Origin of the sequence: Gemmobacter nanjingensis, assembly GCF_014652195.1 — a bacterium.
GTDB lineage: Bacteria > Pseudomonadota > Alphaproteobacteria > Rhodobacterales > Rhodobacteraceae > Gemmobacter > Gemmobacter caeni.
This window is the reverse complement of record NZ_BMYI01000003.1, coordinates 151,411-171,624: the sequence shown is the minus strand read 5'-3', so window position 1 is coordinate 171,624 and position 20,214 is coordinate 151,411. Positions and strand designations below refer to the sequence as shown.

Below are 20,214 nucleotides of genomic sequence, written 5' to 3'. Positions count from 1 at the left end.
TCACCCTAGATTTTCGCAAAACTGGTTTGCCCGCAAGGAACTCCTGCGTTTTGCTGCGTCAAAAGGAGATCGCCATGCCCCACCTTGCCCGCCGCCCCTGGGTTCCCGCCGCCTGCGAGGATCATATCCAACGCCTCGCCGCTGCCGTCCGAGCGCCTTCTGACGCGGTGGCAGACCGGATCGAGGCATTGATTGCCCGCAACAGTGTCATCCACGATACGGAATGCTTCAACCTGAACCCCGCCACCAATGTGATGAACCCGAAGGCAGAGGCGGCACTGGCGCGGGGCCTCGGCTCCCGCCCCTCGCTGGGCTATCCGGGCGACAAATACGAAATGGGGCTGGAGGCGATTGAGGAAATAGAGGTCATCGCGGCTGAACTCGCGGCAGAGGTCTTTGGCGCGACCCATGCCGAGATCCGCGTGGCCTCGGGTGCGCTGGCCAATCTTTACGGTTTCATGGCGCTGGCGCAGCCAGGCGATGCGATCATCGCGCCGCCGCCGGCAGTGGGGGGTCATGTTACCCATCACAAGGCGGGCTGCGCCGGGCTTTATGGCCTTCACACCCATGCCGCGCCGGTGAATGCCGATGGCTATACCGTTGATCTTGACGCGCTGGAGACGCTGGCGCTGCGCGTGAAGCCGAAGATCATCACCATCGGTGGCAGCCTGAACCTGTTCCCGCATCCGGTGCGCGAGATCCGGGCGATTGCCGACAAGGTGGGCGCCAGGGTGCTGTTCGATGCGGCGCATCAATGCGGCATCATCGCGGGCGGTGTCTGGGCCAATCCGCTGGCTGAGGGCGCGCATCTGATGACGATGAGCACTTACAAAAGCCTCGGCGGTCCGGCGGGCGGGCTGATCGTAACCAATGACGCCGAAATCGCCGGGCGACTGGACCAGATCGCCTTTCCCGGCCTGACCGCGAATTTCGATGCCGCCAAATCGGCGGCGCTGGCGATCAGCCTGCTCGATTGGCGCGATTTTGGCGCGGCCTATGGGCAGGCGATGGTTGACCTCAGCCGCGCGCTGGCGGGCGAATTGGCGGCGCAGCGCCTGCCGGTTTTCGGTGCGGCGCAGGGCATGACCCAGAGCCACCAGTTTGCTGTCGAGGCGGCGGCTTTCGGCGGCGGTCAGGCGGCGTCGAAAGTGCTGCGCAAGGCGGGCTTCCTCGCCTGCGGCATCGGCCTGCCATTGCCAGAGGTGCCGGGCGATCTGAACGGGTTGCGCATTGGCACGCCGGAACTGGTTCGCCGCGGCGTCACACCCGCTGATGCCCCCGCGCTGGCGACGCTGATCGCCGAGGCGCTGCGCGGCAATGATCCGGCGGCGCTGGCCCCCCGCACTGCCGAGATGCGCAAGAAATTCACCGGGGTGCATTACATCCACCCTTGAACGTTCCGATTCGCGCGTGTTGACTGCGGTCCCCTTTGAGAAAGGACCTCCTCATGCAGATGCGCAAACTCGGATCGCGGGGGCCGATGGTTTCGGCCATCGGCCTCGGCGCCATGTCATTCGGTGGCATTTTCGGCCCGACGACCGAGACAGAAAGCCTCGCCTGCCTCGACGCAATGGTTGAGGCCGGTATCAATTTTATCGACACCGCCAATATCTACGGCATGGGCGTCAGCGAGACGGTCATCGGCAAATGGCTCGCCTCGCGCCGCCCCGATTTGGTGATCGCCACCAAGGCCAGTATCGTGAATGGCCCGCCGCGCCGGATCGACAATTCGGCGGGCCATCTGCGGACGGAACTCGAGGCCTCGCTGAAACGGCTCGGGGTCGAACGGGTGGATCTCTTTTACATCCACCGTCGCGAACATACGCGCCCGCTGGCCGAGGTGATCGGCACGCTGCGGGATCTGGAGACCGAGGGCAAAATCGGTGGCTACGGCCTGTCGGAAGTGGCGCCCGAGACCCTGCGCGCGGCGCACGCGATCCATCCCTGCACCGCCGTCCAGAACGAATATTCGCTGTGGAGCCGCCAGCCAGAACTGGGCCTGATCCAGGAATGCGCGCGTCTGGGAACGACTTTCGTCGCCTTCTCGCCACTGGCGCGCGGTATGCTGGGCGAGACCCCGCTGCGCCATGATCAGGTGCAGGACGGGTTTCGCGCGCAGAACCCGCGCTTTACCGAGCCGAACTTCAGTCGCAACACCGCCCGGATCGACCGTTTCCGCAACTGGTGCAAGGCGCGCGGCTGGTCAGTGCCAGCCACGGCGCTGGCCTGGGCGATGGGTGCGGGCGATCATGTGTTGCCGATCCCCGGCACGCGCCGGGCAGACCGCCTGCGCGAATGGCTGCCGCTGCCCGATCTGACCGCCGCTGACCGCGCTGAAATCGAAGCTCTGCTGCCCGCAGGCTTCGCCGCCGGGGACCGTTATGGCGATCATCAGCTTCTGGCCATCGAGCGCTACTGCTGACGCGGAGGTTATTCTCTGTCCCGAAATCTTCTCGGTGGGGGCAGACCGCCCCCGCGCTCTCACCGCCCGTGACTGCGGTCGTAGCCGTTGACGGGCGGGCTGACCCAGCCCGCGGGAGGGGCCTTGGGACGGAAGACCTCGACCAGCAGCGGATGGCAGGTGGCGGTATCTGACGAATGCTCGGCCGAACAATCGCCCCCGGGACAGGCCGACAGCCCGCCCAGCAGGTCGATTTCTGCGAAGAATTCAAGATAATCGCCTGGCCGCACCGGCGAGGCTTTCATGAAATATTGTCCGGTGTCACGGGTGAAGCCCGTGCACATGAAGACGTTCAGCACATCATGCACATGGCTCTCGGCCTCGGCCAGCGAGAGCCCGCGCGCATCGGCCAGTGCGCGGGTCAGGTTGGAATGGCAGCAATGGTGATACTGTCCGCCATGACTCAGCAGGTTGTGGGTATAGGGATCGCAGCGCGTGCCGATCACGTCGTGGACTGAGCCACCGAAGGTGTCGAACCCATACCAGTCCAGCGTGTCATCGGTAATCGTGGCCATAGGGCGCAGGTAGGGATGGCTGGTCCACATCCGGTCGCCGGTGGAAAGATGCGTGCCATGCAGCGCGCGGGTCTTGCCGGAATAGAACCGCTCGGCCAGATTGACGGCGTTCCACAGGTTCAGGTCACCGACCTGAGGCCCCTCGACGCTGCGGATGCGGAAGAAATGCCCGGCGGGCACCTCGAAACAGCGGGCGTCGCGGGCGGGCACCAGAACCTCGGCCACGCGGGTCCACCCGTCGCGGGCATCGCGACAGGCGGCCAGATCGGGGATGGGCAGGGTTTCCGTTGGATAGCAGATCACCGGCGCGATAGCGCGGCGGGTATCGGCATCAGCGGGGGCGCTATGGTCTGGGTAGGCGGGCTTCATCCGGGGTCTCCTGCGCGGTGGTGGCAGGTTGCTTTGCCCGGCGCGACGGGTCAAGGGCCGCTGCTTTCTCGACGGTCCTGGGATCATGGACAGGCTCAGCCCCTCGGGCGCAGGCAATCGCGGGGCGTGCCCTTCGCAGGCTGGCAGGTGGCGCCGCAGGCGGCGCAGCGCCACAATCCCTCGGCCCGGTGTTCGCGCCAGCGGCATTGCCGGGTCAGCGTGCTGTTCCGGCGCGAGAGCCACATGTAGCCGAAGACGGCGATAGCGAGGAGAAGCAGGAGAAGCGGCATGATCTATTCCACGGCACGACCGAAAATGGCGATGGCAAGGCCCAGAGCCGCCAGCGCGGCAGCGCCCGTGGCGGTCGGTCGCCGGGTCGGCCAGAGGCTTATGGCGGCCAGCGCGGCCTCGATCGCATAATAAAGCGCGAAGGCCCGCGAGGCCCAGGCGATGATCTGGAACACATCCGCCGCCCATGTCAGCGCGACCCCGGCGAGCACGAGCACCGCATAGGCGGCGCGGGTCGGGATGCGCCCGCCCGATTGCTCCACCGCCAACCCGCCTGCACCGGCCGTATCTGCCACCGCCGCGCTGAACTGGGCCGCCAGCGCCGCTGCGACCAACAGAGCAGGCAGGACGGGCGAGACCTGCGCCATCAGGCCGATGATGGCGGTTTCGGTCAGCTTGCCTGCGGGCGGCGCCAGCGAGAACACCAGCAGCAGCACATAGACCATGTAGATTGCCGTTGCGGCCAGCTGCGCGAGCTTCATCGAGCGGATGCGGGTGCCGGCGTCATACTCGCGGCCCAGATAGCGCGAGGTCTCGAACCCCTGCACCGTGACGATCAGCCCGAAGCCAAGCGTCAGCGCCTGCCAGCCCGAGAGGCTGGGCGGTGTCAGGATCAGGTCGCCTGCCTGCGCCCTGGCGCCGAAGAACAGCGCCAGCCCCACCAGAAGGCCAAGGATGATGGCAAGCTTCAGGCTGACCGAATATTGCTCCATCCGTTCCAGCGCGGTGAAGCCGCGGGTCCAGCCGATGACAAGGATCAGCGCGAAGACGGCGGTGGTTACGCCGCGGGCGAAGACCGGGTCCGACCATGGGGTCAGCCCCAGTGCGAAGGCACCGAAGAGGTTGAGGTAATAGGCAACCGAAACGATGTAGGAAAAGGCCAGCGCCCAGCCGCCCGCGCGCTCCAGCGTCGCAGCGGGGCCGGTGAACGGGCCATGGCTGTCCAGCCGGGCGATATTGTTGCGGATCGTGGCGCCGAAGCCCCAGGCCCCGGCGCAAAGCGCCAGCATGACCAGCGGCGCCCACATGCCGTAGCTGTCATTCAGGATCGGGCCGAGCACCAGAAAACCCGAACCGATGATCGAGGCGAGTGGCGTGACGGTGGCCCGCCACAGGTGCGCGCGGCGCAGGGCGGGCGACAGCAGCAATCCAAGACCGGCCAGGGTGGCGGTGAGGATCAGCAAGTCGTCGCGCATGGCGGGGATACGGGCGTCATGCCGGCTTCTGCGGGTAGATCAGCGCGAACAGCGCCGCAGCCCGTTCTTCACGGGGCAAGGAGCCTGTGGCCCAGCCATTGCCAAAGGCAGCCCTGATCGCCGGATCGTCGTAATGGGTTTCGAAGCAGCGGCCAAGGCGACGCAGCGCATCGGCCACCTGCCAGACGAATTGCGATTCACCTATCGCAATCCGGTTCTTTGCATGCAGGGCATCGGCCAGCCCCGCGCAAAGATCGCCGAATTCTTCCGGCGATGCAACGCGCGGCAACGGCTGGCCGTCGCCCGGCGCCGTCATACGGCGCGTTCCACCATCATCTTCTTGATCTCGGCAATCGCCTTCGCCGGATTCAGGCCTTTGGGGCAGGTCTTGGCGCAGTTCATGATGGTGTGGCAGCGATAGAGCTTGAAGGGGTCTTCAAGCTGGTCCAGCCGTTCGCCGGTGGCTTCATCGCGCGAGTCGATGATCCAGCGATAGGCATGCAGCAGCGCGGCCGGGCCAAGGTATTTGTCGCCGTTCCACCAGTAGCTCGGGCACGAGGTCGAGCAGGAGGCGCACATCACGCATTCATAAAGACCGTCGAGTTTCTTGCGATCCTCGATCGACTGCCGCCATTCCTTTTGCGGCGTGTTGGTCTTGGTTTCCAGCCAGGGCATGATCGAGGCATGCTGGGCATAGAAATGCGTCAGGTCGGGGATCAGGTCTTTCACCACCGGCATATGCGGCAGCGGATAGATCTTCACGTCGCCCTTGATCTCGTCCAGGCCATAGATGCAGGCCAGCGTGTTGATCCCGTCGATGTTCATCGCGCAGGAGCCGCAGATCCCTTCGCGGCAGGAGCGGCGGAAGGTCAGGGTCGGGTCGACCTCGTTCTTGATCTTGATCAGCGCGTCCAAAACCATCGGGCCGCACTTGTCCATATCAAGGAAATAGGTGTCGACACGCGGGTTTTCGCCGTCATCGGGGTTCCAGCGGTAAATCTGGAACTTGCGGATGTTCTTGCCTTCCGGCTTCGGCCAGGTCTTGCCGGTGCGGACCTTGGAGTTCTTTGGCAGGGTGAACTGAACCATTGGCTAGTTTCTCCAATCGGGACGGGAGTAGAGCGGTTGCGACGGCAACTGCCCGGATTGTCTGTAGACGCAGCTTTCATAAAGCTGCGCGGGGTCACGCCCGGCCAGATAGTCGGACGAGACCTCGATCTCCATGCGCGCCACGGGGCCATCGCTGGTGGCGCCCATCGCGATTTCGCCGCGCGGCTTGGCCGCCAGTTGCGCCTGCCGGAAGCAGGACCGCTCTGCCGCCTCTCGCGAGACCGGGCCGCAGGCGGCCAGCAACGCAAGAAGGATCAGCGCGGCCCGCATCGGCATCACCCCGCAACCGGGCCGACGCCGCGCGCACGCAGACAGGCGGCGGTGGCCGGGCGGCGCAGGATCGTCGCCACGTTCTGCACGGTCAGCGTGCCGGCGCGGGTGCCGACATCGCGCGCCAATGCCCGGATTTCGCCGGGGCTGGCATTGGCCATCACGCAATCGGCGGCGGTTTCGGCCTGCGGGGCTGCCATGTAGTTCTGCATCACTGGCACCACGACAGACCGTGCCGCGCGGGCGGTCACATTGTCGGCCATGGCCTGCGGCGAGCAGGCGGCGGCAAGCAGAAGGCAGGCGAGGGCAAGGCGGGGCATGGTGTTTCTCCGTTCCGTCGGTGCGTCGAGCCTAAGCCCGCTGCCCGCCGGTTGGGAGACACATGCCCGCGAGGCGCGCGGGAATCCGCCGCTCTGCCCGTCCGGGCAGGGAAGGATATCGCGCGCCCGTGCCATCAGAACTTGCGCTCCGCCGGGGCGATCTTCTTCAGGCTGATGCCACCTTCCGCCTCGGTCGTCAGCGGATCGACATGCACCGCACGGTAGCTGAGCGTCACCTGGTTGCCATCAACGTGGGCCAGCGTGTGCTTGCGCCAGTTCGCGTCGTCGCGGTTCGGATAATCCTCGTGGGCATGCGCCCCGCGGCTTTCCTTGCGGGCATTCGCGCCGTAGATCGTGGCCAGCGCGTTGGGCATCAGGTTGGTCAGTTCCAGCGTTTCCATCAGATCGCTGTTCCACACTAGGCTGCGGTCGGTGACCTTCAGATCGCCCAGCTTGGCGGCGATCGCGGTCATCTTGGCCTCGCCCTCGGCCAGCGTCTTTTCGGTGCGGAACACCGCGGCGTCGGCCTGCATGGTCTTTTGCATCTCAAGCCGCAGCTCGGCCGTCGGCGTGCCGCCATTGGCGTTGCGCAGGCTGTCAAAGCGGGTCAGGGCCTTGTCGACCTCGACCTTGTTCACCGGGGCGATGCGTTCCTTCGGGTCGACGATCTGTCCGGCGCGGATCGCAGCGGCGCGGCCGAATACCACGAGGTCGATCAGCGAGTTCGAGCCCAGACGGTTCGCGCCATGCACCGAAGCGCAGCCCGCCTCGCCCACCGCCATCAGACCGGGGAAGATGGCATCCGGGTTGTCGGCGGTCGGGTTGAGGACTTCGCCCCAGTAGTTCGTCGGGATACCGCCCATGTTGTAGTGAACGGTCGGCAGAACCGGGATCGGTTCCTTGTTCACGTTCACACCGGCGAAGATTTTTGCCGATTCCGAGATGCCGGGCAGACGTTCCGCCAGGGTCGCGGGCGGCAGGTGGTTGAGGTGCAGGTGGATATGGTCGCCCTCGGCACCCACACCGCGGCCTTCGCGGATTTCCAGCGTCATGCAGCGCGAGACGTAATCGCGCGGCGCCAGATCCTTGTAGTGCGGCGCATAACGCTCCATGAAGCGTTCGCCCTTGGAGTTGGTCAGATAGCCACCCTCGCCGCGCGCGCCTTCGGTGATCAGGCAGCCCGAACCGTAGATGCCGGTCGGGTGGAACTGCACGAATTCCATGTCTTGCAGCGGCAGACCGGCGCGGGCCACCATGCCGCCACCGTCGCCGGTGCAGGTATGGGCCGAGGTCGCGCTGAAATAGGCGCGGCCATAGCCGCCGGTTGCCAGCACGGTCATCTTGGCGTTGAAGACGTGGATCGTGCCGTCATCCAGCTTCCAGCACACCACGCCGGTGCAGCGGCCATCGGTGATGATCAGGTCCAGCGCGAAATATTCGATGTAGAATTCCGCGTTGTTCTTCAGGGACTGACCATAAAGCGTATGCAGGATGGCGTGGCCGGTGCGGTCGGCGGCGGCGCAGGTGCGCTGCACGGGCGGGCCTTCGCCAAACTCGGTCGTATGCCCGCCGAAGGGGCGCTGGTAGATCTTGCCCTCTTCGGTGCGGCTGAACGGAACGCCGTAATGTTCCAGCTCGTAAACCGCCGCCGGGGCTTCGCGCGCGAGGTATTCCATCGCGTCGGTGTCGCCCAGCCAGTCCGACCCCTTCACGGTGTCATACATGTGCCACTGCCAGTTATCGGGGCCCATGTTGGCAAGGCTGGCGGCAATGCCGCCCTGTGCCGCGACGGTGTGGCTGCGGGTCGGGAACACCTTGGTCACGCAGGCGGTGCGCAGGCCCTGTTCGGCCATCCCCAGCGTGGCGCGCAGACCGGCGCCGCCGGCACCGACCACCACGACGTCATAGTCGTGAACTTCGTAAGGATAAGCAGTCATCTTCAGCCTCTCAGAGCGCGATCTTGGCCAGGGCGTAAAAGCCCACCGCGATCACCGCGTAGGAAATCGAAATCGCCAGCATGATCAGGCCCTTCTTCATGCTGCCGCGCGCATAGTCCTCGATCATCATCTGCGCGCCCTTGGCGAAGTGGCGCATACCGACGAACAGCACGAGGCCGGTCAGGATGGCCGGGAACGGATGCGAGAAGGTTTCAAGCACCTCTTCATAGGGTTTGCCCAGCGTCGAGCCGAAAATATACATCCAGACCGGGATCATGAAGGCCAGGCCCACGGCCGAGACCTGCATGTACCAGTGATGCTCGGTGCCGGTATGGGCGGCGCCCTTGCCCTCGGCGCGCTTGCGGGCGGTCAGGTAACGCATGGCTGCCTCCTCAGACCAGAATGACGGTGATGACGGTCAGGACGACCGAGCCGATGATGCAGGCCCAGCCCAGCTTTTCGGCGGTCGGGATGTCGAGCCCCTTGCCCGCATCGTAGTAAAGGTGCCGCAGCCCGGCGAGGTAGTGATACCAGAGCGCCCAGGCCGACAGGAAGAACACCAGATCGCCGAACCACGAGGTCACCACCGCATCGGCGAAGGCGAAATATTCGGGGCTGACGGCGGCGGCGAGCAGCCACCAGACCGCCAGCAGCGTGCCGACGATCAGCCCGTTGCCGGTGATCCGCGTCAGGATCGAGGTGATCGAGGTCAGCTGCGGACGGTAGATTTGCAGATGGGGGGAAAGGGGGCGCTCGACCCGCTTTGCTTCGGCCATGGTATTGTCCCTCTGTCGCTTGGCGCGGCCCGAGCGTCGCGCACTGGCAGGATTTCCTGTTGTTCAATAGCGCGTTTTTCGCGCAAGTCACGCGGGCAATCGGCTGTTTAGGGGGCCGTTTCCGCTATCAACCCCGAATATTTGCAATTTGTGATCACGTTTTTTTCAGCTGTGATCACGCAATCGCGCGGGGTGTGGCGACTCGACCGCACCTCTGATCCCGATGGAGGAGGGGGCGCTGCCCCCGCGCCCTGCGGCGCCTCCCGGGATATTTTGGCCAGTATGAACGCGCGGCTTATTTGGGCATCACGGCCCAGTAATCGAGGTCCAGAAGAACCTCCGGTGCGTATTTGCCGTCCGCGCCCTTCAGCGCGAAGGGTGCGGCGCCCTGTTTCACTGCGACCAGCCGCAGCCGGATGGCGCCGACACCCGGCGCATCGGTATCGGCTTTGTCCAGGACCTCGGACCAGGCCTTGACGGTATCGCCCGAGAAGCAGGGGTTGGCGTGCGCCCCGCCGTTCAGCGCGACGATCATCTGGGCATTGGCGAGGCCGTTGAACGACAGGGCGCGGGCCATGCTGATGATATGGCCACCGTAGATCAGCCGCTTGCCATCATCACGGAATGTCGCGTCAAAATGCACCTTGGCGGTGTTCTGCCACAGGCGGGTGGCAATCATGTGTTCGGCTTCCTCGATCGTCACGCCATCCACATGGTCGATCTGTTCACCAACCTGATAGTCGCCCCAGCGATGCGGCTCGCCCGCCAGCGCGAAATCGTAACGGGTGAAATCAAGGCCCGCCGGGATCACCAGATCGGACGGCGCGAGCGCCTTCTTCAGCTCCGGCACCACGGCTTCGGGCGCGGGGGCGTCGAGATGGTTCTTCCGCACCATCACCCAGCGCACATATTCCAGCACGCAATCGCCGTTCTGGTTCAGTCCGCGGGTGCGGACATAGACCACGCCCGACTTGCCATTGGAGTTTTCCTTCAGCCCGATGACGGTGGATTCCGACCGCAGCGTATCGCCGGGGTAAACCGGGGCGAGCCAGCGGCCTTCTGCATAGCCGAGGTTCGCCACCGCGTTCAGGCTGATATCGGGCACAGTTTTGCCGAAGACCACATGGAAGGCGGCCAGATCGTCAATCGGACTGGCGCTGAGGCCGCTGGCGCGGGCAAATTCATCGGAGGAATACAGAGCATGCCGGGCAGGGTAGAGCGCATGATACAGCGCGCGTTCCCCGCCCGAAACCGTGCGGGGCACGGCATGGGTGATGGTTTCGCCGATGCGGTAATCCTCGAAGAACCGGCCGGGATTGGTTTTCATGCGCTGTGCTCTCCTGCTGCGGCGGGGTGTCCCGCCGGGTCAATGCTCGCCGAGCTTGGTTTCGGGGGTGTAGATGCCGGGAGCTTCCTTCACCACAGCCTGACCGCAGCGCATCACGCCGCGGGCGGCGTCGAAGGCATAGGTGGGGGCGCCGTGCAGTTCCCACCCCTTGTTCAGGGCGGCGGTCACCTTGTGGCAGAAGGCCGATGTGTCGTCATCGCTGAGAAAACGATAGAGTTTCATGGGGTCACCCGAATGCAGGATAGCCGAGCGCATAGTGGACGCCCGCGATGGCACCATAGACGATCAGCGTGCCGGCGACAGCCATGGCCTCGAACTTCGCGGGTTTGGCGGGGGGCGGAACCCAGGGGCCGGCGCGGTTGATGACCACCATTTCCACCAGCGCCCAGAGGCCGAGGCCGCCGAACAGGAGGAAGGACGGCGTGTCACCATTGACCAGCAAATGCGCGGTGGACCACAGCAGCACACCCGTCAGCATCGGGTGCCGCAGGCGGCGGGCGATGGCCGTTTTCATCCCGGCGGCGGCGAACAGATAGACCGAAATCAGCATCAGGAGATTGTTGATGCCGACAAGCGCCGGGCTGCGACCCCAGTAGAAGGTGCCTTCGGTGCTGCGATAGCCAATCACCATGAGCACCACCCCGGCGAGGATGGCCAGCGTAACAATACCGCGCCCGCGATCCCCCAGCCCCGCTCGGGCATCAGGGGCAAGGCGCTTGAACAAATGGGCGGCGATCCAGAGGATCAGGCCGAGGGCGAGCAGGGTCATGGCTGGCTCCGTTGAATGTGAACTGGGTTCACACTCGCATCACTCTGCCATGGCCGCAATCGCATCGGCCTTGGCGAGGGTGGCCCGCGCCGTCACGATATGGAGATTTTCAACGATCTTCCCATCGACCACGGCGACGCCGCCGCCCTGGGCCATCACCTCGTCAAAGGCGGCGATCTGACGGCGGGCGAGGGTCAGCTCGGCCTCGGACGGTGCAAAGGCGGCGTTGGCGATGTCAAGCTGCGCCGGATGGATCAGCGTTTTGCCGTCAAAGCCCATATCGCGACCCTGTTCGCATTCAAAGCGCAGCCCGTCCTCATCCTTGAAGGCGTTGTAAACGCCGTCGATCAGCGTCACGCCATGGGCGCGGCCTGCCAGCAGGCAGAGGCCCAGCCCGGTCTGCATCGGCAGGCGGTCGGGGCGGAAGCGGCTGTTCAGCTCTTTGGCAAGGTCATTGGTGCCCATGACCATGCCTTTGAGACGCGGATGGGCCGCAATCTCGGCGGCGTTCAGCATCCCGGCGCAGGTTTCCATCATCGCCCAGAGATCGGCGCCCGGCACGGCATCGGCCACGGCATCCAGATCAGCGGCCCGGTTTACCTTGGGCACCAGAATGGCGTCGATCCTGGCCCCGCGTGCGATGGCCTCGTCCATCGCATCGGCATCGGCGCGGCCCCATTCGGTATCAAAGCCGTTGATCCGCACGATCCGCATACGGCGACCGAAATCCCAGTCGGTCAGCACCTGCGCCAGCAGTTTGCGGGCGGCGGGCTTTTCCTCGGGCGCGACGGCATCTTCCAGATCGAAGATGATCGCATCGGTGGCAAGGCCGCGCGCCTTTTCCAGCGCACGTTCTTTCGAGCCGGGGATGTAAAGGACAGAGCGGCAGGGGCGGGCGGTCATGGTCGAGTCTCCCGTGAAAGATTCTTTCGCCAAAGACCACATCTGCGGCACATTCGGCAAGCCCCGATTTGCCGCATTGCAGAAATTCTTGCTGCGGGGCCGCGCGTGGCGGTCAGCTCAGTGGAAAGGCACCCCAGACCAGTTTCAGCGACAGCAGCAGCAAGGCCCAGGTCACCAGTTTGAAAAACAGTGCTTCCGGCAGCCTGCGCACCAGCCAGACCCCGCCGAACACCGCGGCGGAGGCCGGGATCGCCATCAACAGCGTAACCTTCAGGTTGCCGAGGCTGATCTGACCCAGCGCCCAATAGGGGATCAGCTTGATCGCATTCACATAGGCGAAAAGGATGGTCGATGTGCCCGCGAACACCGCTTTCGACAGGCCCAGCGGCATGACATAGACCTGATAGGGCGGGGCACCTGCATGGCTGACGAAGCTGGTAAAGCCGGTAGCGGCGCCCCAGAACAGGCCGGGCGCCACTTTCGCGGGTTGCGGCTCGGTCACGCGCGGGCGGCGCAACAGCAGGTTGGCGGCAAAGACCGCGCCGACCAGACCAACGATGCCGCCGACAATCCGTTCGGGCACCAGATGCGCGGTGGCCCATCCCAGCGCGACACCCAAAGTGGTGGCAGGCACCATGATGGCCAGCACCCGTTTGTCAAAGGCATGGCGATAGGCATAGAGCCCGAACATATCCGAGACGATATAAATGGGCAGCAGCAGCCCCGCCGCCATGACCGGCGACATCACCAGACTCATCAGCGGCACTGACAGCATGGCCACCACCGGCACACCGCCCTTCCCCATGCCCACCAGAACTGCGGCCGGAATTGCGGCTGCCCAGAACGCCAGATCTTCCACTTGCCCTGCCTCCGTCGCCATTTGGGCGACCCTGTTCCGGCCGACTCGCGCCGGTTGCCACGCAACTTTCCGCAGCCTTTAGCGCAAACAACTTGCGCAGGGCAACTTGGCCTGTCATGCCGCATCGCGGCAGTCTTGCGTGAATCCCGCGAGACGCCTAAAGCATACCGTTGCATACAATCCCAGCCGGAGACGGAATCATGGCACGACCCAAGATCGCACTGATTGGCGCTGGCCAGATCGGCGGAACGCTCGCCCATCTCGCAGCCATCAAGGAACTCGGCGATATCGTCCTGTTCGACATCGCGGAAGGCACCCCCCAGGGCAAGGCGCTGGATCTGGCGCAGTGCGGCCCGGTCGAGGGCTTCGACGCCGTTCTGAAGGGCGCCAACAGCTATGAGGACATCGCGGGCGCCGATGTCTGCATCGTGACCGCCGGTGTGCCGCGCAAGCCGGGCATGAGCCGCGACGACCTGCTGGGCATCAACCTGAAGGTCATGAAATCCGTGGGCGAGGGCATCAAGGCCCATGCGCCGAACGCCTTCGTCATCTGCATCACCAACCCGCTGGACGCGATGGTCTGGGCGCTGCGCGAATTTTCGGGCCTGCCGCATGAGAAAGTCGTGGGCATGGCCGGCGTGCTCGATTCGGCGCGCTTCCGTCACTTCCTGTCGGTCGAATTCAATGTCTCGATGCGCGACGTGACCGCGTTCGTTCTGGGCGGCCATGGCGACACCATGGTGCCGCTGACCCGCTACTCCACCGTCGCGGGCATCCCGCTGCCGGATCTAGTCGCGATGGGCTGGACCACGCAGGAGAAGCTGGACGCCATCGTGCAGCGCACCCGTGACGGCGGCGCGGAAATCGTCGGCCTGCTGAAAACCGGCTCGGCCTTCTACGCGCCCGCCACCTCGGCCATCGAAATGGCCGAAGCCTATCTGAAAGACCAGAAGCGCCTGCTGCCCTGCGCGGCCTACGTCAAGGGCGCCTTCGGTCTGGACGGGATGTATGTCGGCGTGCCGACGATCATCGGTGCCAAGGGCATCGAGCGGATCGTCGACATCAAGATGAATGCCGACGAACAGGCGATGTTCAACAAGTCGGTTGACGCGGTTAAGGGCCTTGTCGAGGCTTGCAAGGGCATCGACCCGTCGCTGGCCTGATCCGGCCCCGCTTACGAATTGCAAAAGCCCGGCCATGTGCCGGGCTTTTGTCATGGTGCTTCGGCCTCGTCTCAGAACTCCATGTGATAGCCGATGGCGACATTGTCGCCGGAAAGATCCATGGTGACGCCATGGGCAAGGTAACCCACCAGCGCCCCGGCCAGAACCTGACCCACGGTATGCTGGTCGGCTTTGACGCGCGAAACCCCGACAAGCGTTGCCGCGCCGAAAGCCAGCGCGCCTGCAACCGGGCTGTCGCGCCAGCAATCCCGCGCAAGGCTGGTCGCGCCGTAGAATGCCATGGAGGTGTGCCCCGACGGAAAGCCCCGGTCATGCCCGTTGGGGCGGCGACCGATCCGGCTGTCGCGGGTGGCTGCCTTCAGGCCCTGCGTCACCAGCTCTGTCGTGGCAAGGCCGGCCACGAAATTCGCTGTCCGCTGCTGCCGGATCGCGCAGACCCCGGCCATCGCGGGCAGAATGACCTGAAGCGCATCGCCCGTGCGTTCCAGTCCGGTCTTGTCCTGGGCCATGACAGGCGTGGAAAGGCCAAGACAGGCGGCAAGGGTCAGGGCGCACGCGGGCAGGCGGTGCCAAAGGTGGATCGGGGGCATGGCAGTGTCCTTGGGGGCTGCGGAGATCGCGCCAGCCTTCGGTCGCTGGCCTCGTCGCCGCCATGCAACCGGAGTTGCAGACCATCATCAGGACTAGGCGCCATGCCCTCTTCCGCGCGTCGCGACACCGTGCTAGCGCCGGGGGTATGAGCAAGGGCCACATCTCTCCCTATCACGCGCCTGCCTTCATTCCCGACGCGCTGGCGAAGGGGCAGCATCGTGCCATCATCGGGGGGCGATGGGAGGAAACCGGCATCATCCAGATGGAGATGCTGCTGGCCGAAGGGCTGCGCCCGCGCCACCGCATGCTGGACATCGGCTGCGGCCCCCTGCGCACCGGCTGCCGCGTCGTGCCCTATCTGAACCCCGGCCATTACTGGGGCAGCGACCTGTCGCGCGACCTGATCCTCAAGGGCTACCGCGCGGAACTGACCGAGGGCGACCGCGCCCGTCTGCCCGCCCTGCAGTTGGTGGAGGACGCGGATTTCAGCTTTCCCGGCATTCCGCGCGATCTGGATTATCTGCTGTGTTTCGCAGTGTTCACCCACCTGCCGGTGAATCACCTGCGCCGGGGTCTCCTGCGGGTGGCCGACCACTTCACCCGGTTCGAGAAATTCCTGTTCACGGTGTTCCTTGCCCCCGATGCGCAATCGAGCCTCGGCCCGGTGCGGCAGCCCGATGGTGTGGTCACCCACGACATCCGCCCGCCCTATCATCTGCTGGAATCCGACATCCACTATTTCTGCGCGCAGGCCGGATTGCAGGTGAGTATCCGCGCAAACCGGCTGCCGAGGGGGCAGGTTCTCTGCGTGGCGAGTCGCAGCACCGCGAATCGTTGACAGGTTGTGCTGGTCGACCCGAAATTTGCTCTCATATTTTCAATGGGAGTTATGGGGAATGGCCGATATTGCGGGGAATACAGGGACGAAGGCGAGGCTCTTGCCTGAAAAAGCGTAACCGGCATCTTGGAGCGATCAGATGTTTCGGATTGGTTTCGGGTCAGCCTGAAAGCTGGGATGTCCTACCAGATCAATGCGACGGGAACCGGCGGGGCAAACAGCGTCGAGGAACTTCAGCTTCTGGTTCTGGACAAGACCGGTGGTATCATCGACAGCGACGGTGGCGGTTGGTATGATCGTCGGACTGTCGTGGTGGGCGGCGGTACGGGCGCCGAGGTCTTTGCCGAGGTCGCGTCACGCGGGGCGACTTGCGAGTATATCCTCAGCTGGGTTTCCAGCGACAATGTCCGAAACGATGTTGAAACAACGAAAATTGCGAGGATCGGTGGTGTCACGGCAGGCGTCATCGACTGCTATCTCGACTCTGACTGGTACAAGGTCAACGCCAGGGCTGGCGTAACCTATACTTTCCGCGTCGAGGGGGATGGAACAGCAAAGGGCCTCCCCCAACCGGAACTGACGATCCGAAGTGAACGGGGCATCGTGCTGGATGAGGCATGGGGCGGCAGAGGTTACAGGGAAATCAGCTGGACGGCTGAGAAAGACGGCAAGGTGTTTCTGGATATTACCGGGCACAATCCTTATGGCATTACGTCCGATACCGGAAAGTTCGTGCTTCTGGTGACCTCTGACCAGCGACTGCTGTCCGGCACTCGGAAGAGTGACGATCTGACGGGTGGCGAGACGGCAACCTTCATGACCGGCAAGCAGGGCAACGATACGCTGCATGGCGGCGGCGGGAACGACACGCTGTTCGGGGGGCAAGGCAACGATCTGCTGGAAGGCGGGGTGGATTCTGATCGGCTTTCCGGGGATGCCGGTCAGGATATTCTTCTTGGCGGTGCCGGTGCTGACCGGCTGAGTGGTGGCAAGGGGAATGACAGGCTGACCGGCGGCGCGGATAAGGATGTCTTCCTGTTCTTCAAGGGAGGTGGCACCGACAGGATCACCGATTTCGAGGACGGGATTGATCGGATCACCTTCGGGGGCTCCATAACCTTTTCCGATCTGGTGATCCGCCAGCGTGGGGCCAATGTCTCGATCAGCGCCGATAAGGTGGCGGTTCTGGTCGAAAACATGCTTGCTTCAGACCTGACGCGGGCAGATTTTGCCTTCATCTGACGGGAAGACTGGCCCGGCAGGGCGCGTTTTCCCGGCCGGGAGACGCGCTCCGAGTCGGGTTTTCTCTCGCTGCGCTGCGGCGTTTGCGGCAACGGCATCGCCTTTGTGATCACACTTTTTCGACGTGTGATCACAAAGGCGATTTTTATGCGTCAAATCCTGCCGATCACGCAAATGCCGTTTTGAAAGCGCCTTCCATTATGGCATCACGCCCCCAAATCAGCAGCGATGGGACATGATCCATGAACATCCATGAATATCAGGCCAAGGCGCTTCTCCGCAGCTATGGCGCCCCGGTTTCGGACGGCCGTGTCGTCCTGAAAGCCGAGGAAGCCAAGACCGCGGCGGGCGAACTGGACGGGCCGCTCTGGGTCGTCAAGGCGCAGATCCACGCCGGTGGCCGCGGCAAGGGCAAGTTCAAGGAACCGGAAGCCGGTGAAAAGGGCGGTGTCCGTCTGGCGAAATCGGTGGAAGAAGCCGAAACGCTGGCCAAGCAGATGCTGGGCCGCACGCTGGTCACCCATCAGACCGGCCCGGCCGGTAAACAGGTGAACCGCATCTACATCGAGGCCGGTTCCGACATCTCGCGCGAACTCTACCTCGCGCTGCTGGTGGATCGCCAGACCAGCCGCATCTCCTTCGTCTGCTCGACCGAAGGCGGCATGGATATCGAAGAGGTCGCCGCCTCGACCCCCGAAAAGATCCTGTCCTTCTCGGTTGACCCGGCTTCGGGTCTGTCGGATTTCCACGGCCGCCGTCTGGCCTTCTCGCTGGGCCTCGAAGGGGCGCAGGTGAAGCAGATGGTCGCGCTGGCCAAGACGCTCTACAAGGCCTTCGTCGAGAAGGACATGGAGATGCTGGAGATCAACCCGCTGATCGTGACCCCGGAAGGCCAGATCAAGGTGCTGGACGCCAAGGTGTCGTTCGACGGCAATGCGCTGTATCGCCACGCCGACATCCAGGCGCTGAAGGACGAGACCGAGGAAGACCCCAAGGAACTCGCCGCATCGAAATTCGACCTGAACTACATCGCGCTGGACGGTGAGATCGGTTGCATGGTGAACGGCGCGGGCCTTGCCATGGCGACCATGGACATCATCAAGCTCTACGGTGCGGAACCCGCCAACTTCCTCGACGTGGGCGGCGGTGCGACCAAAGAGAAGGTGACCGAGGCCTTCAAGATCATCACCTCGGACCCGAACGTCAAAGGCATTCTGGTCAACATCTTCGGCGGCATCATGCGCTGCGACGTCATCGCCGAGGGCGTCATTGCTGCGGTGAAGGAAGTGGGCCTGAAGGTTCCGCTGGTCGTGCGTCTGGAAGGCACCAACGTCGAGCTGGGCAAGAAGATCATCAACGAAAGCGGGCTGAACGTGATCGCGGGTGACAACCTCAGCGACGCGGCGCAGAAGATCGTGAAAGCGGTGAAGGGCTGAGGCTTCGATGATCCGCTGGCGTCACAGCCTGATCGCGCTGACCGTTGCCATGGCTGGGGGCATCACCCCCGGTCATGCTTCTGACAATCATATGGACGTTGAACTTAGGTTCTTCGAGTCCATCTGTGTGGCGACCGCGCCAGGACTGTCTGATCGTGACGTGCGCGCTGCCGCGAAAAAGCTTGTGGCTTCCAAGATCAAACTTGGTCCCGGCAGCAACTTTATTTCCTCGGCGGGAAAGTCTTGCGGCGCCAGCTTTAGATGGAACGGCGAGAAGCTTTCAGCAGTCCCTGAGGCGAAGGCCAAGCGGATGGTACAGGATCTTGCAAAGCGTATTGGCGCATCAGATGTATCGCTCGAAGCGGGTCAGGGCGGCAAAGCCCTGAAGTACACAGTCAAAGCTGACAAATACCAATTCACCTTGATCTTCGAAGTCAAAGGGTCTGAACGACTCTATTCGATTTCGAAACACAGATAGGAGGCGCCAAAGATGGCCGTACTCGTCAACGAAAATACCAAGGTTATCTGCCAGGGCATCACCGGCTCGCAGGGCACCTTCCACACCGAACAGGCGATTGCCTATGGCACCAAGATGGTCGGCGGTGTGACGCCCGGCAAGGGCGGCACCAGCCACCTTGACCTGCCGGTCTTCAACTCGGTTCACGAAGCGAAAGCCGTGACCGAGGCCAATGCGACCGTGATCTATGTTCCGCCGCCCTTCGCGGCCGACTCGATCCTCGAGGCGATCGATGCTCAGATGGAGCTGATCGTCTGCATCACCGAGGGCATTCCGGTGCTTGACATGATGCGCGTGAAGCGGGCGCTGGAAGGCTCCAAATCGCGGCTGATCGGGCCGAACTGCCCGGGCGTCATCACCCCCGGCGCCTGCAAGATCGGCATCATGCCGGGCCACATCCATCAGCGCGGCAGCGTCGGCGTGGTGTCGCGTTCGGGCACGCTGACCTATGAGGCGGTGAAGCAGACCTCCGACCTTGGTCTGGGTCAGTCCTCGGCCGTGGGCATTGGCGGCGATCCGATCAAGGGCACCGAGCACATCGACGTGCTGGAAATGTTCCTCGCGGACCCGGAAACCCATTCGATCATCATGATCGGTGAAATCGGTGGCTCGGCCGAAGAAGAAGCCGCGCAATTCCTCGCCGATGAAAAGAAGCGTGGCCGCTGGAAGCCGACCGCCGGTTTCATCGCGGGCCGCACCGCGCCGAAAGGCCGTCGCATGGGTCATGCCGGTGCCATCGTGGCCGGTGGCAAGGGCGATGCGGAATCCAAGATCGAGGCGATGAAATCCGCCGGGATCGTGGTTGCCGACAGCCCCGCCCATCTGGGCGAAGCCGTGATGAAGGCGCTGGGCAAGTAAACCTCGTTCCCCGGGGGTATGCCTCCGGGGAACCTCTCGAAGGGAGGCGAGCATGCGATTTCTGACCATGGCCACGCTGGCGAGTGTTGCACTTGCAGGGTGTGTCACCTCCGGGCCCACAACGGGTGCCCGCAATGGCATGGCGGCCGCCGAGGCCGCCACCGGCGTTTCTGCCGCGAATATCGTCGCCTATTCCGCGAACGGGGCGGGTATAGGCGGGCTGGTTATTCAGGGCGTGCCGAACGTCCTGTTCTACAAGGCGGCCAGCACCGACAAGGCCCAGCTCAAGGCCGCCCCGGCGCGCATTTGCGGCACCCGTGGCGTCGCATCGGCCGAGGACCGCGCGCTGGAACATCCCGAACAGATGCCGGGTGTGCGCAAGCTTGTCGTAAGCTGCAAGTGACGCCCCCCTTCGTCCATACGTCTC

The 20,214-nt window shown here is 64.1% G+C and carries 25 protein-coding genes; 9 read left to right on the top strand and 16 right to left on the bottom strand.

The genetic code is table 11. The annotated features are described in order from the left end of the window. Positions 1-74 precede the first annotated feature (74 nt). Positions 75-1,394 (top strand): serine hydroxymethyltransferase, encoded by a 1,320-nt coding sequence (locus tag IE126_RS08585; RefSeq protein ID WP_108128436.1) that lies wholly within the window; start codon positions 75-77, stop codon positions 1,392-1,394. Positions 1,395-1,447: 53 nt separating this feature from the next. Continuing rightward, entirely contained in the window at positions 1,448-2,422 is a 975-nt protein-coding gene (locus IE126_RS08580) for an aldo/keto reductase (RefSeq protein ID WP_189380719.1), read from the top strand. A gap of 59 nt (positions 2,423-2,481) precedes the next feature. Here the strand turns inward: IE126_RS08580 and IE126_RS08575 are convergent, their stop codons facing one another. The 15 genes from IE126_RS08575 to IE126_RS08505 all read right to left on the bottom strand — a co-directional run bounded on the left by IE126_RS08575 (position 2,482) and on the right by IE126_RS08505 (position 13,121). Continuing rightward, positions 2,482-3,345: an urea carboxylase-associated family protein gene (locus IE126_RS08575; RefSeq protein WP_189380718.1), complete on the bottom strand. Its 864-nt coding sequence runs from the start codon at positions 3,343-3,345 to the stop codon at positions 2,482-2,484. Between the two features lie 95 nt (positions 3,346-3,440). Continuing rightward, on the bottom strand, positions 3,441-3,635 hold the full coding sequence (locus tag IE126_RS08570) for a hypothetical protein (protein WP_082401096.1): 195 nt from the start codon (positions 3,633-3,635) through the stop codon (positions 3,441-3,443). A 3-nt stretch (positions 3,636-3,638) separates the two neighbouring features. Further along, positions 3,639-4,829, bottom strand: coding sequence for an APC family permease (locus tag IE126_RS08565; protein ID WP_189380717.1), 1,191 nt, complete (start codon positions 4,827-4,829; stop codon positions 3,639-3,641). Between the two features lie 16 nt (positions 4,830-4,845). Next, entirely contained in the window at positions 4,846-5,145 is a 300-nt protein-coding gene (locus IE126_RS08560) for a hypothetical protein (RefSeq protein WP_189380716.1), read from the bottom strand. After that, positions 5,142-5,918: a succinate dehydrogenase iron-sulfur subunit gene (locus tag IE126_RS08555; protein ID WP_054304071.1), complete on the bottom strand. Its 777-nt coding sequence runs from the start codon at positions 5,916-5,918 to the stop codon at positions 5,142-5,144. The genes IE126_RS08560 and IE126_RS08555 overlap by 4 nt, the downstream gene beginning before the upstream one ends. A 3-nt stretch (positions 5,919-5,921) precedes the next feature. After that, the gene (locus tag IE126_RS08550; RefSeq protein ID WP_054304103.1) at positions 5,922-6,209 is read right to left on the bottom strand and encodes a hypothetical protein; all 288 of its coding nucleotides are present in this window, start codon (positions 6,207-6,209) and stop codon (positions 5,922-5,924) included. A gap of 5 nt (positions 6,210-6,214) precedes the next feature. Beyond that, positions 6,215-6,529, bottom strand: coding sequence for a hypothetical protein (locus IE126_RS08545; protein ID WP_054304070.1), 315 nt, complete (start codon positions 6,527-6,529; stop codon positions 6,215-6,217). Between the two features lie 134 nt (positions 6,530-6,663). Then, a complete protein-coding gene (gene sdhA, locus IE126_RS08540) occupies positions 6,664-8,466 on the bottom strand; it encodes a succinate dehydrogenase flavoprotein subunit (RefSeq protein WP_189380715.1) in 1,803 nt (600 codons plus the stop codon). A 10-nt stretch (positions 8,467-8,476) separates the two neighbouring features. Further along, entirely contained in the window at positions 8,477-8,848 is a 372-nt protein-coding gene (gene sdhD / locus IE126_RS08535) for a succinate dehydrogenase, hydrophobic membrane anchor protein (protein WP_054304068.1), read from the bottom strand. A 10-nt stretch (positions 8,849-8,858) separates the two neighbouring features. Then, positions 8,859-9,242, bottom strand: a complete 384-nt coding sequence (gene sdhC / locus IE126_RS08530) for a succinate dehydrogenase, cytochrome b556 subunit (protein WP_108128443.1) — start codon at positions 9,240-9,242, stop codon at positions 8,859-8,861. A 295-nt stretch (positions 9,243-9,537) separates the two neighbouring features. After that, the gene (locus IE126_RS08525; RefSeq protein ID WP_054304066.1) at positions 9,538-10,569 is read right to left on the bottom strand and encodes a MaoC family dehydratase; all 1,032 of its coding nucleotides are present in this window, start codon (positions 10,567-10,569) and stop codon (positions 9,538-9,540) included. Between the two features lie 39 nt (positions 10,570-10,608). Then, complete coding sequence (locus tag IE126_RS08520; RefSeq protein ID WP_054304065.1) at positions 10,609-10,812, bottom strand: DUF1737 domain-containing protein; 204 nt, start codon at positions 10,810-10,812, stop codon at positions 10,609-10,611. A 4-nt stretch (positions 10,813-10,816) separates the two neighbouring features. Continuing rightward, entirely contained in the window at positions 10,817-11,359 is a 543-nt protein-coding gene (locus tag IE126_RS08515; protein WP_108128444.1) for an NnrU family protein, read from the bottom strand. Between the two features lie 39 nt (positions 11,360-11,398). After that, positions 11,399-12,262: an HpcH/HpaI aldolase/citrate lyase family protein gene (locus tag IE126_RS08510; RefSeq protein ID WP_189380714.1), complete on the bottom strand. Its 864-nt coding sequence runs from the start codon at positions 12,260-12,262 to the stop codon at positions 11,399-11,401. A gap of 112 nt (positions 12,263-12,374) precedes the next feature. Further along, complete coding sequence (locus tag IE126_RS08505; protein WP_082401098.1) at positions 12,375-13,121, bottom strand: sulfite exporter TauE/SafE family protein; 747 nt, start codon at positions 13,119-13,121, stop codon at positions 12,375-12,377. A 200-nt stretch (positions 13,122-13,321) separates the two neighbouring features. Here IE126_RS08505 and mdh point away from each other — a divergent pair, with 200 nt between their 5' ends. Next, on the top strand, positions 13,322-14,284 hold the full coding sequence (mdh, locus tag IE126_RS08500; protein ID WP_108128446.1) for a malate dehydrogenase: 963 nt from the start codon (positions 13,322-13,324) through the stop codon (positions 14,282-14,284). A 71-nt stretch (positions 14,285-14,355) separates the two neighbouring features. On the opposite strand, the gene IE126_RS08495 is transcribed toward mdh, so the two are convergent. Continuing rightward, the gene (locus tag IE126_RS08495) at positions 14,356-14,895 is read right to left on the bottom strand and encodes a phosphatase PAP2 family protein (RefSeq protein WP_108128447.1); all 540 of its coding nucleotides are present in this window, start codon (positions 14,893-14,895) and stop codon (positions 14,356-14,358) included. A 146-nt stretch (positions 14,896-15,041) separates the two neighbouring features. On the opposite strand from IE126_RS08495, the gene IE126_RS08490 reads away from it, so the two are divergent. The 6 genes from IE126_RS08490 to IE126_RS08465 all read left to right on the top strand — a co-directional run bounded on the left by IE126_RS08490 (position 15,042) and on the right by IE126_RS08465 (position 20,190). Then, entirely contained in the window at positions 15,042-15,734 is a 693-nt protein-coding gene (locus IE126_RS08490; protein WP_108128448.1) for a class I SAM-dependent methyltransferase, read from the top strand. A 177-nt stretch (positions 15,735-15,911) separates the two neighbouring features. Beyond that, the gene (locus IE126_RS26270; RefSeq protein WP_189380713.1) at positions 15,912-16,976 is read left to right on the top strand and encodes a calcium-binding protein; all 1,065 of its coding nucleotides are present in this window, start codon (positions 15,912-15,914) and stop codon (positions 16,974-16,976) included. Between the two features lie 242 nt (positions 16,977-17,218). After that, the gene (gene sucC / locus IE126_RS08480) at positions 17,219-18,412 is read left to right on the top strand and encodes an ADP-forming succinate--CoA ligase subunit beta (RefSeq protein WP_054304057.1); all 1,194 of its coding nucleotides are present in this window, start codon (positions 17,219-17,221) and stop codon (positions 18,410-18,412) included. Between the two features lie 7 nt (positions 18,413-18,419). Next, positions 18,420-18,890, top strand: coding sequence for a hypothetical protein (locus tag IE126_RS08475; RefSeq protein WP_054304056.1), 471 nt, complete (start codon positions 18,420-18,422; stop codon positions 18,888-18,890). A 12-nt stretch (positions 18,891-18,902) separates the two neighbouring features. Then, on the top strand, positions 18,903-19,787 hold the full coding sequence (sucD, locus tag IE126_RS08470; RefSeq protein WP_054304055.1) for a succinate--CoA ligase subunit alpha: 885 nt from the start codon (positions 18,903-18,905) through the stop codon (positions 19,785-19,787). Between the two features lie 52 nt (positions 19,788-19,839). Further along, positions 19,840-20,190, top strand: coding sequence for a hypothetical protein (locus IE126_RS08465; RefSeq protein ID WP_054304054.1), 351 nt, complete (start codon positions 19,840-19,842; stop codon positions 20,188-20,190). Positions 20,191-20,214 lie beyond the last annotated feature (24 nt).

What these genes read in the sequence shown, in the direction of transcription:
- IE126_RS08580 (WP_189380719.1), top strand. Translation starts at nt 1,448, where the DNA reads ATGCAGATGCGCAAACTCGGATCGCGGGGGCCGATGGTTTCGGCCATC.
- IE126_RS08490 (WP_108128448.1), top strand. Translation starts at nt 15,042, where the DNA reads ATGAGCAAGGGCCACATCTCTCCCTATCACGCGCCTGCCTTCATTCCC.
- IE126_RS08555 (WP_054304071.1), bottom strand. Translation starts at nt 5,918, where the DNA reads ATGGTTCAGTTCACCCTGCCAAAGAACTCCAAGGTCCGCACCGGCAAG.
- IE126_RS08550 (WP_054304103.1), bottom strand. Translation starts at nt 6,209, where the DNA reads ATGCGGGCCGCGCTGATCCTTCTTGCGTTGCTGGCCGCCTGCGGCCCG.
- IE126_RS08465 (WP_054304054.1), top strand. Translation starts at nt 19,840, where the DNA reads ATGCGATTTCTGACCATGGCCACGCTGGCGAGTGTTGCACTTGCAGGG.
- mdh (WP_108128446.1), top strand. Translation starts at nt 13,322, where the DNA reads ATGGCACGACCCAAGATCGCACTGATTGGCGCTGGCCAGATCGGCGGA.
- IE126_RS08565 (WP_189380717.1), bottom strand. Translation starts at nt 4,829, where the DNA reads ATGCGCGACGACTTGCTGATCCTCACCGCCACCCTGGCCGGTCTTGGA.
- sdhD (WP_054304068.1), bottom strand. Translation starts at nt 8,848, where the DNA reads ATGCGTTACCTGACCGCCCGCAAGCGCGCCGAGGGCAAGGGCGCCGCC.
- IE126_RS26270 (WP_189380713.1), top strand. Translation starts at nt 15,912, where the DNA reads ATGTCCTACCAGATCAATGCGACGGGAACCGGCGGGGCAAACAGCGTC.
- IE126_RS08575 (WP_189380718.1), bottom strand. Translation starts at nt 3,345, where the DNA reads ATGAAGCCCGCCTACCCAGACCATAGCGCCCCCGCTGATGCCGATACC.
- IE126_RS08520 (WP_054304065.1), bottom strand. Translation starts at nt 10,812, where the DNA reads ATGAAACTCTATCGTTTTCTCAGCGATGACGACACATCGGCCTTCTGC.
- IE126_RS08570 (WP_082401096.1), bottom strand. Translation starts at nt 3,635, where the DNA reads ATGCCGCTTCTCCTGCTTCTCCTCGCTATCGCCGTCTTCGGCTACATG.
- sdhC (WP_108128443.1), bottom strand. Translation starts at nt 9,242, where the DNA reads ATGGCCGAAGCAAAGCGGGTCGAGCGCCCCCTTTCCCCCCATCTGCAA.
- sdhA (WP_189380715.1), bottom strand. Translation starts at nt 8,466, where the DNA reads ATGACTGCTTATCCTTACGAAGTTCACGACTATGACGTCGTGGTGGTC.
- IE126_RS08510 (WP_189380714.1), bottom strand. Translation starts at nt 12,262, where the DNA reads ATGACCGCCCGCCCCTGCCGCTCTGTCCTTTACATCCCCGGCTCGAAA.
- sucD (WP_054304055.1), top strand. Translation starts at nt 18,903, where the DNA reads ATGGCCGTACTCGTCAACGAAAATACCAAGGTTATCTGCCAGGGCATC.
- IE126_RS08495 (WP_108128447.1), bottom strand. Translation starts at nt 14,895, where the DNA reads ATGCCCCCGATCCACCTTTGGCACCGCCTGCCCGCGTGCGCCCTGACC.
- IE126_RS08545 (WP_054304070.1), bottom strand. Translation starts at nt 6,529, where the DNA reads ATGCCCCGCCTTGCCCTCGCCTGCCTTCTGCTTGCCGCCGCCTGCTCG.
- IE126_RS08560 (WP_189380716.1), bottom strand. Translation starts at nt 5,145, where the DNA reads ATGACGGCGCCGGGCGACGGCCAGCCGTTGCCGCGCGTTGCATCGCCG.
- IE126_RS08585 (WP_108128436.1), top strand. Translation starts at nt 75, where the DNA reads ATGCCCCACCTTGCCCGCCGCCCCTGGGTTCCCGCCGCCTGCGAGGAT.
- IE126_RS08475 (WP_054304056.1), top strand. Translation starts at nt 18,420, where the DNA reads ATGATCCGCTGGCGTCACAGCCTGATCGCGCTGACCGTTGCCATGGCT.
- IE126_RS08525 (WP_054304066.1), bottom strand. Translation starts at nt 10,569, where the DNA reads ATGAAAACCAATCCCGGCCGGTTCTTCGAGGATTACCGCATCGGCGAA.
- sucC (WP_054304057.1), top strand. Translation starts at nt 17,219, where the DNA reads ATGAACATCCATGAATATCAGGCCAAGGCGCTTCTCCGCAGCTATGGC.
- IE126_RS08515 (WP_108128444.1), bottom strand. Translation starts at nt 11,359, where the DNA reads ATGACCCTGCTCGCCCTCGGCCTGATCCTCTGGATCGCCGCCCATTTG.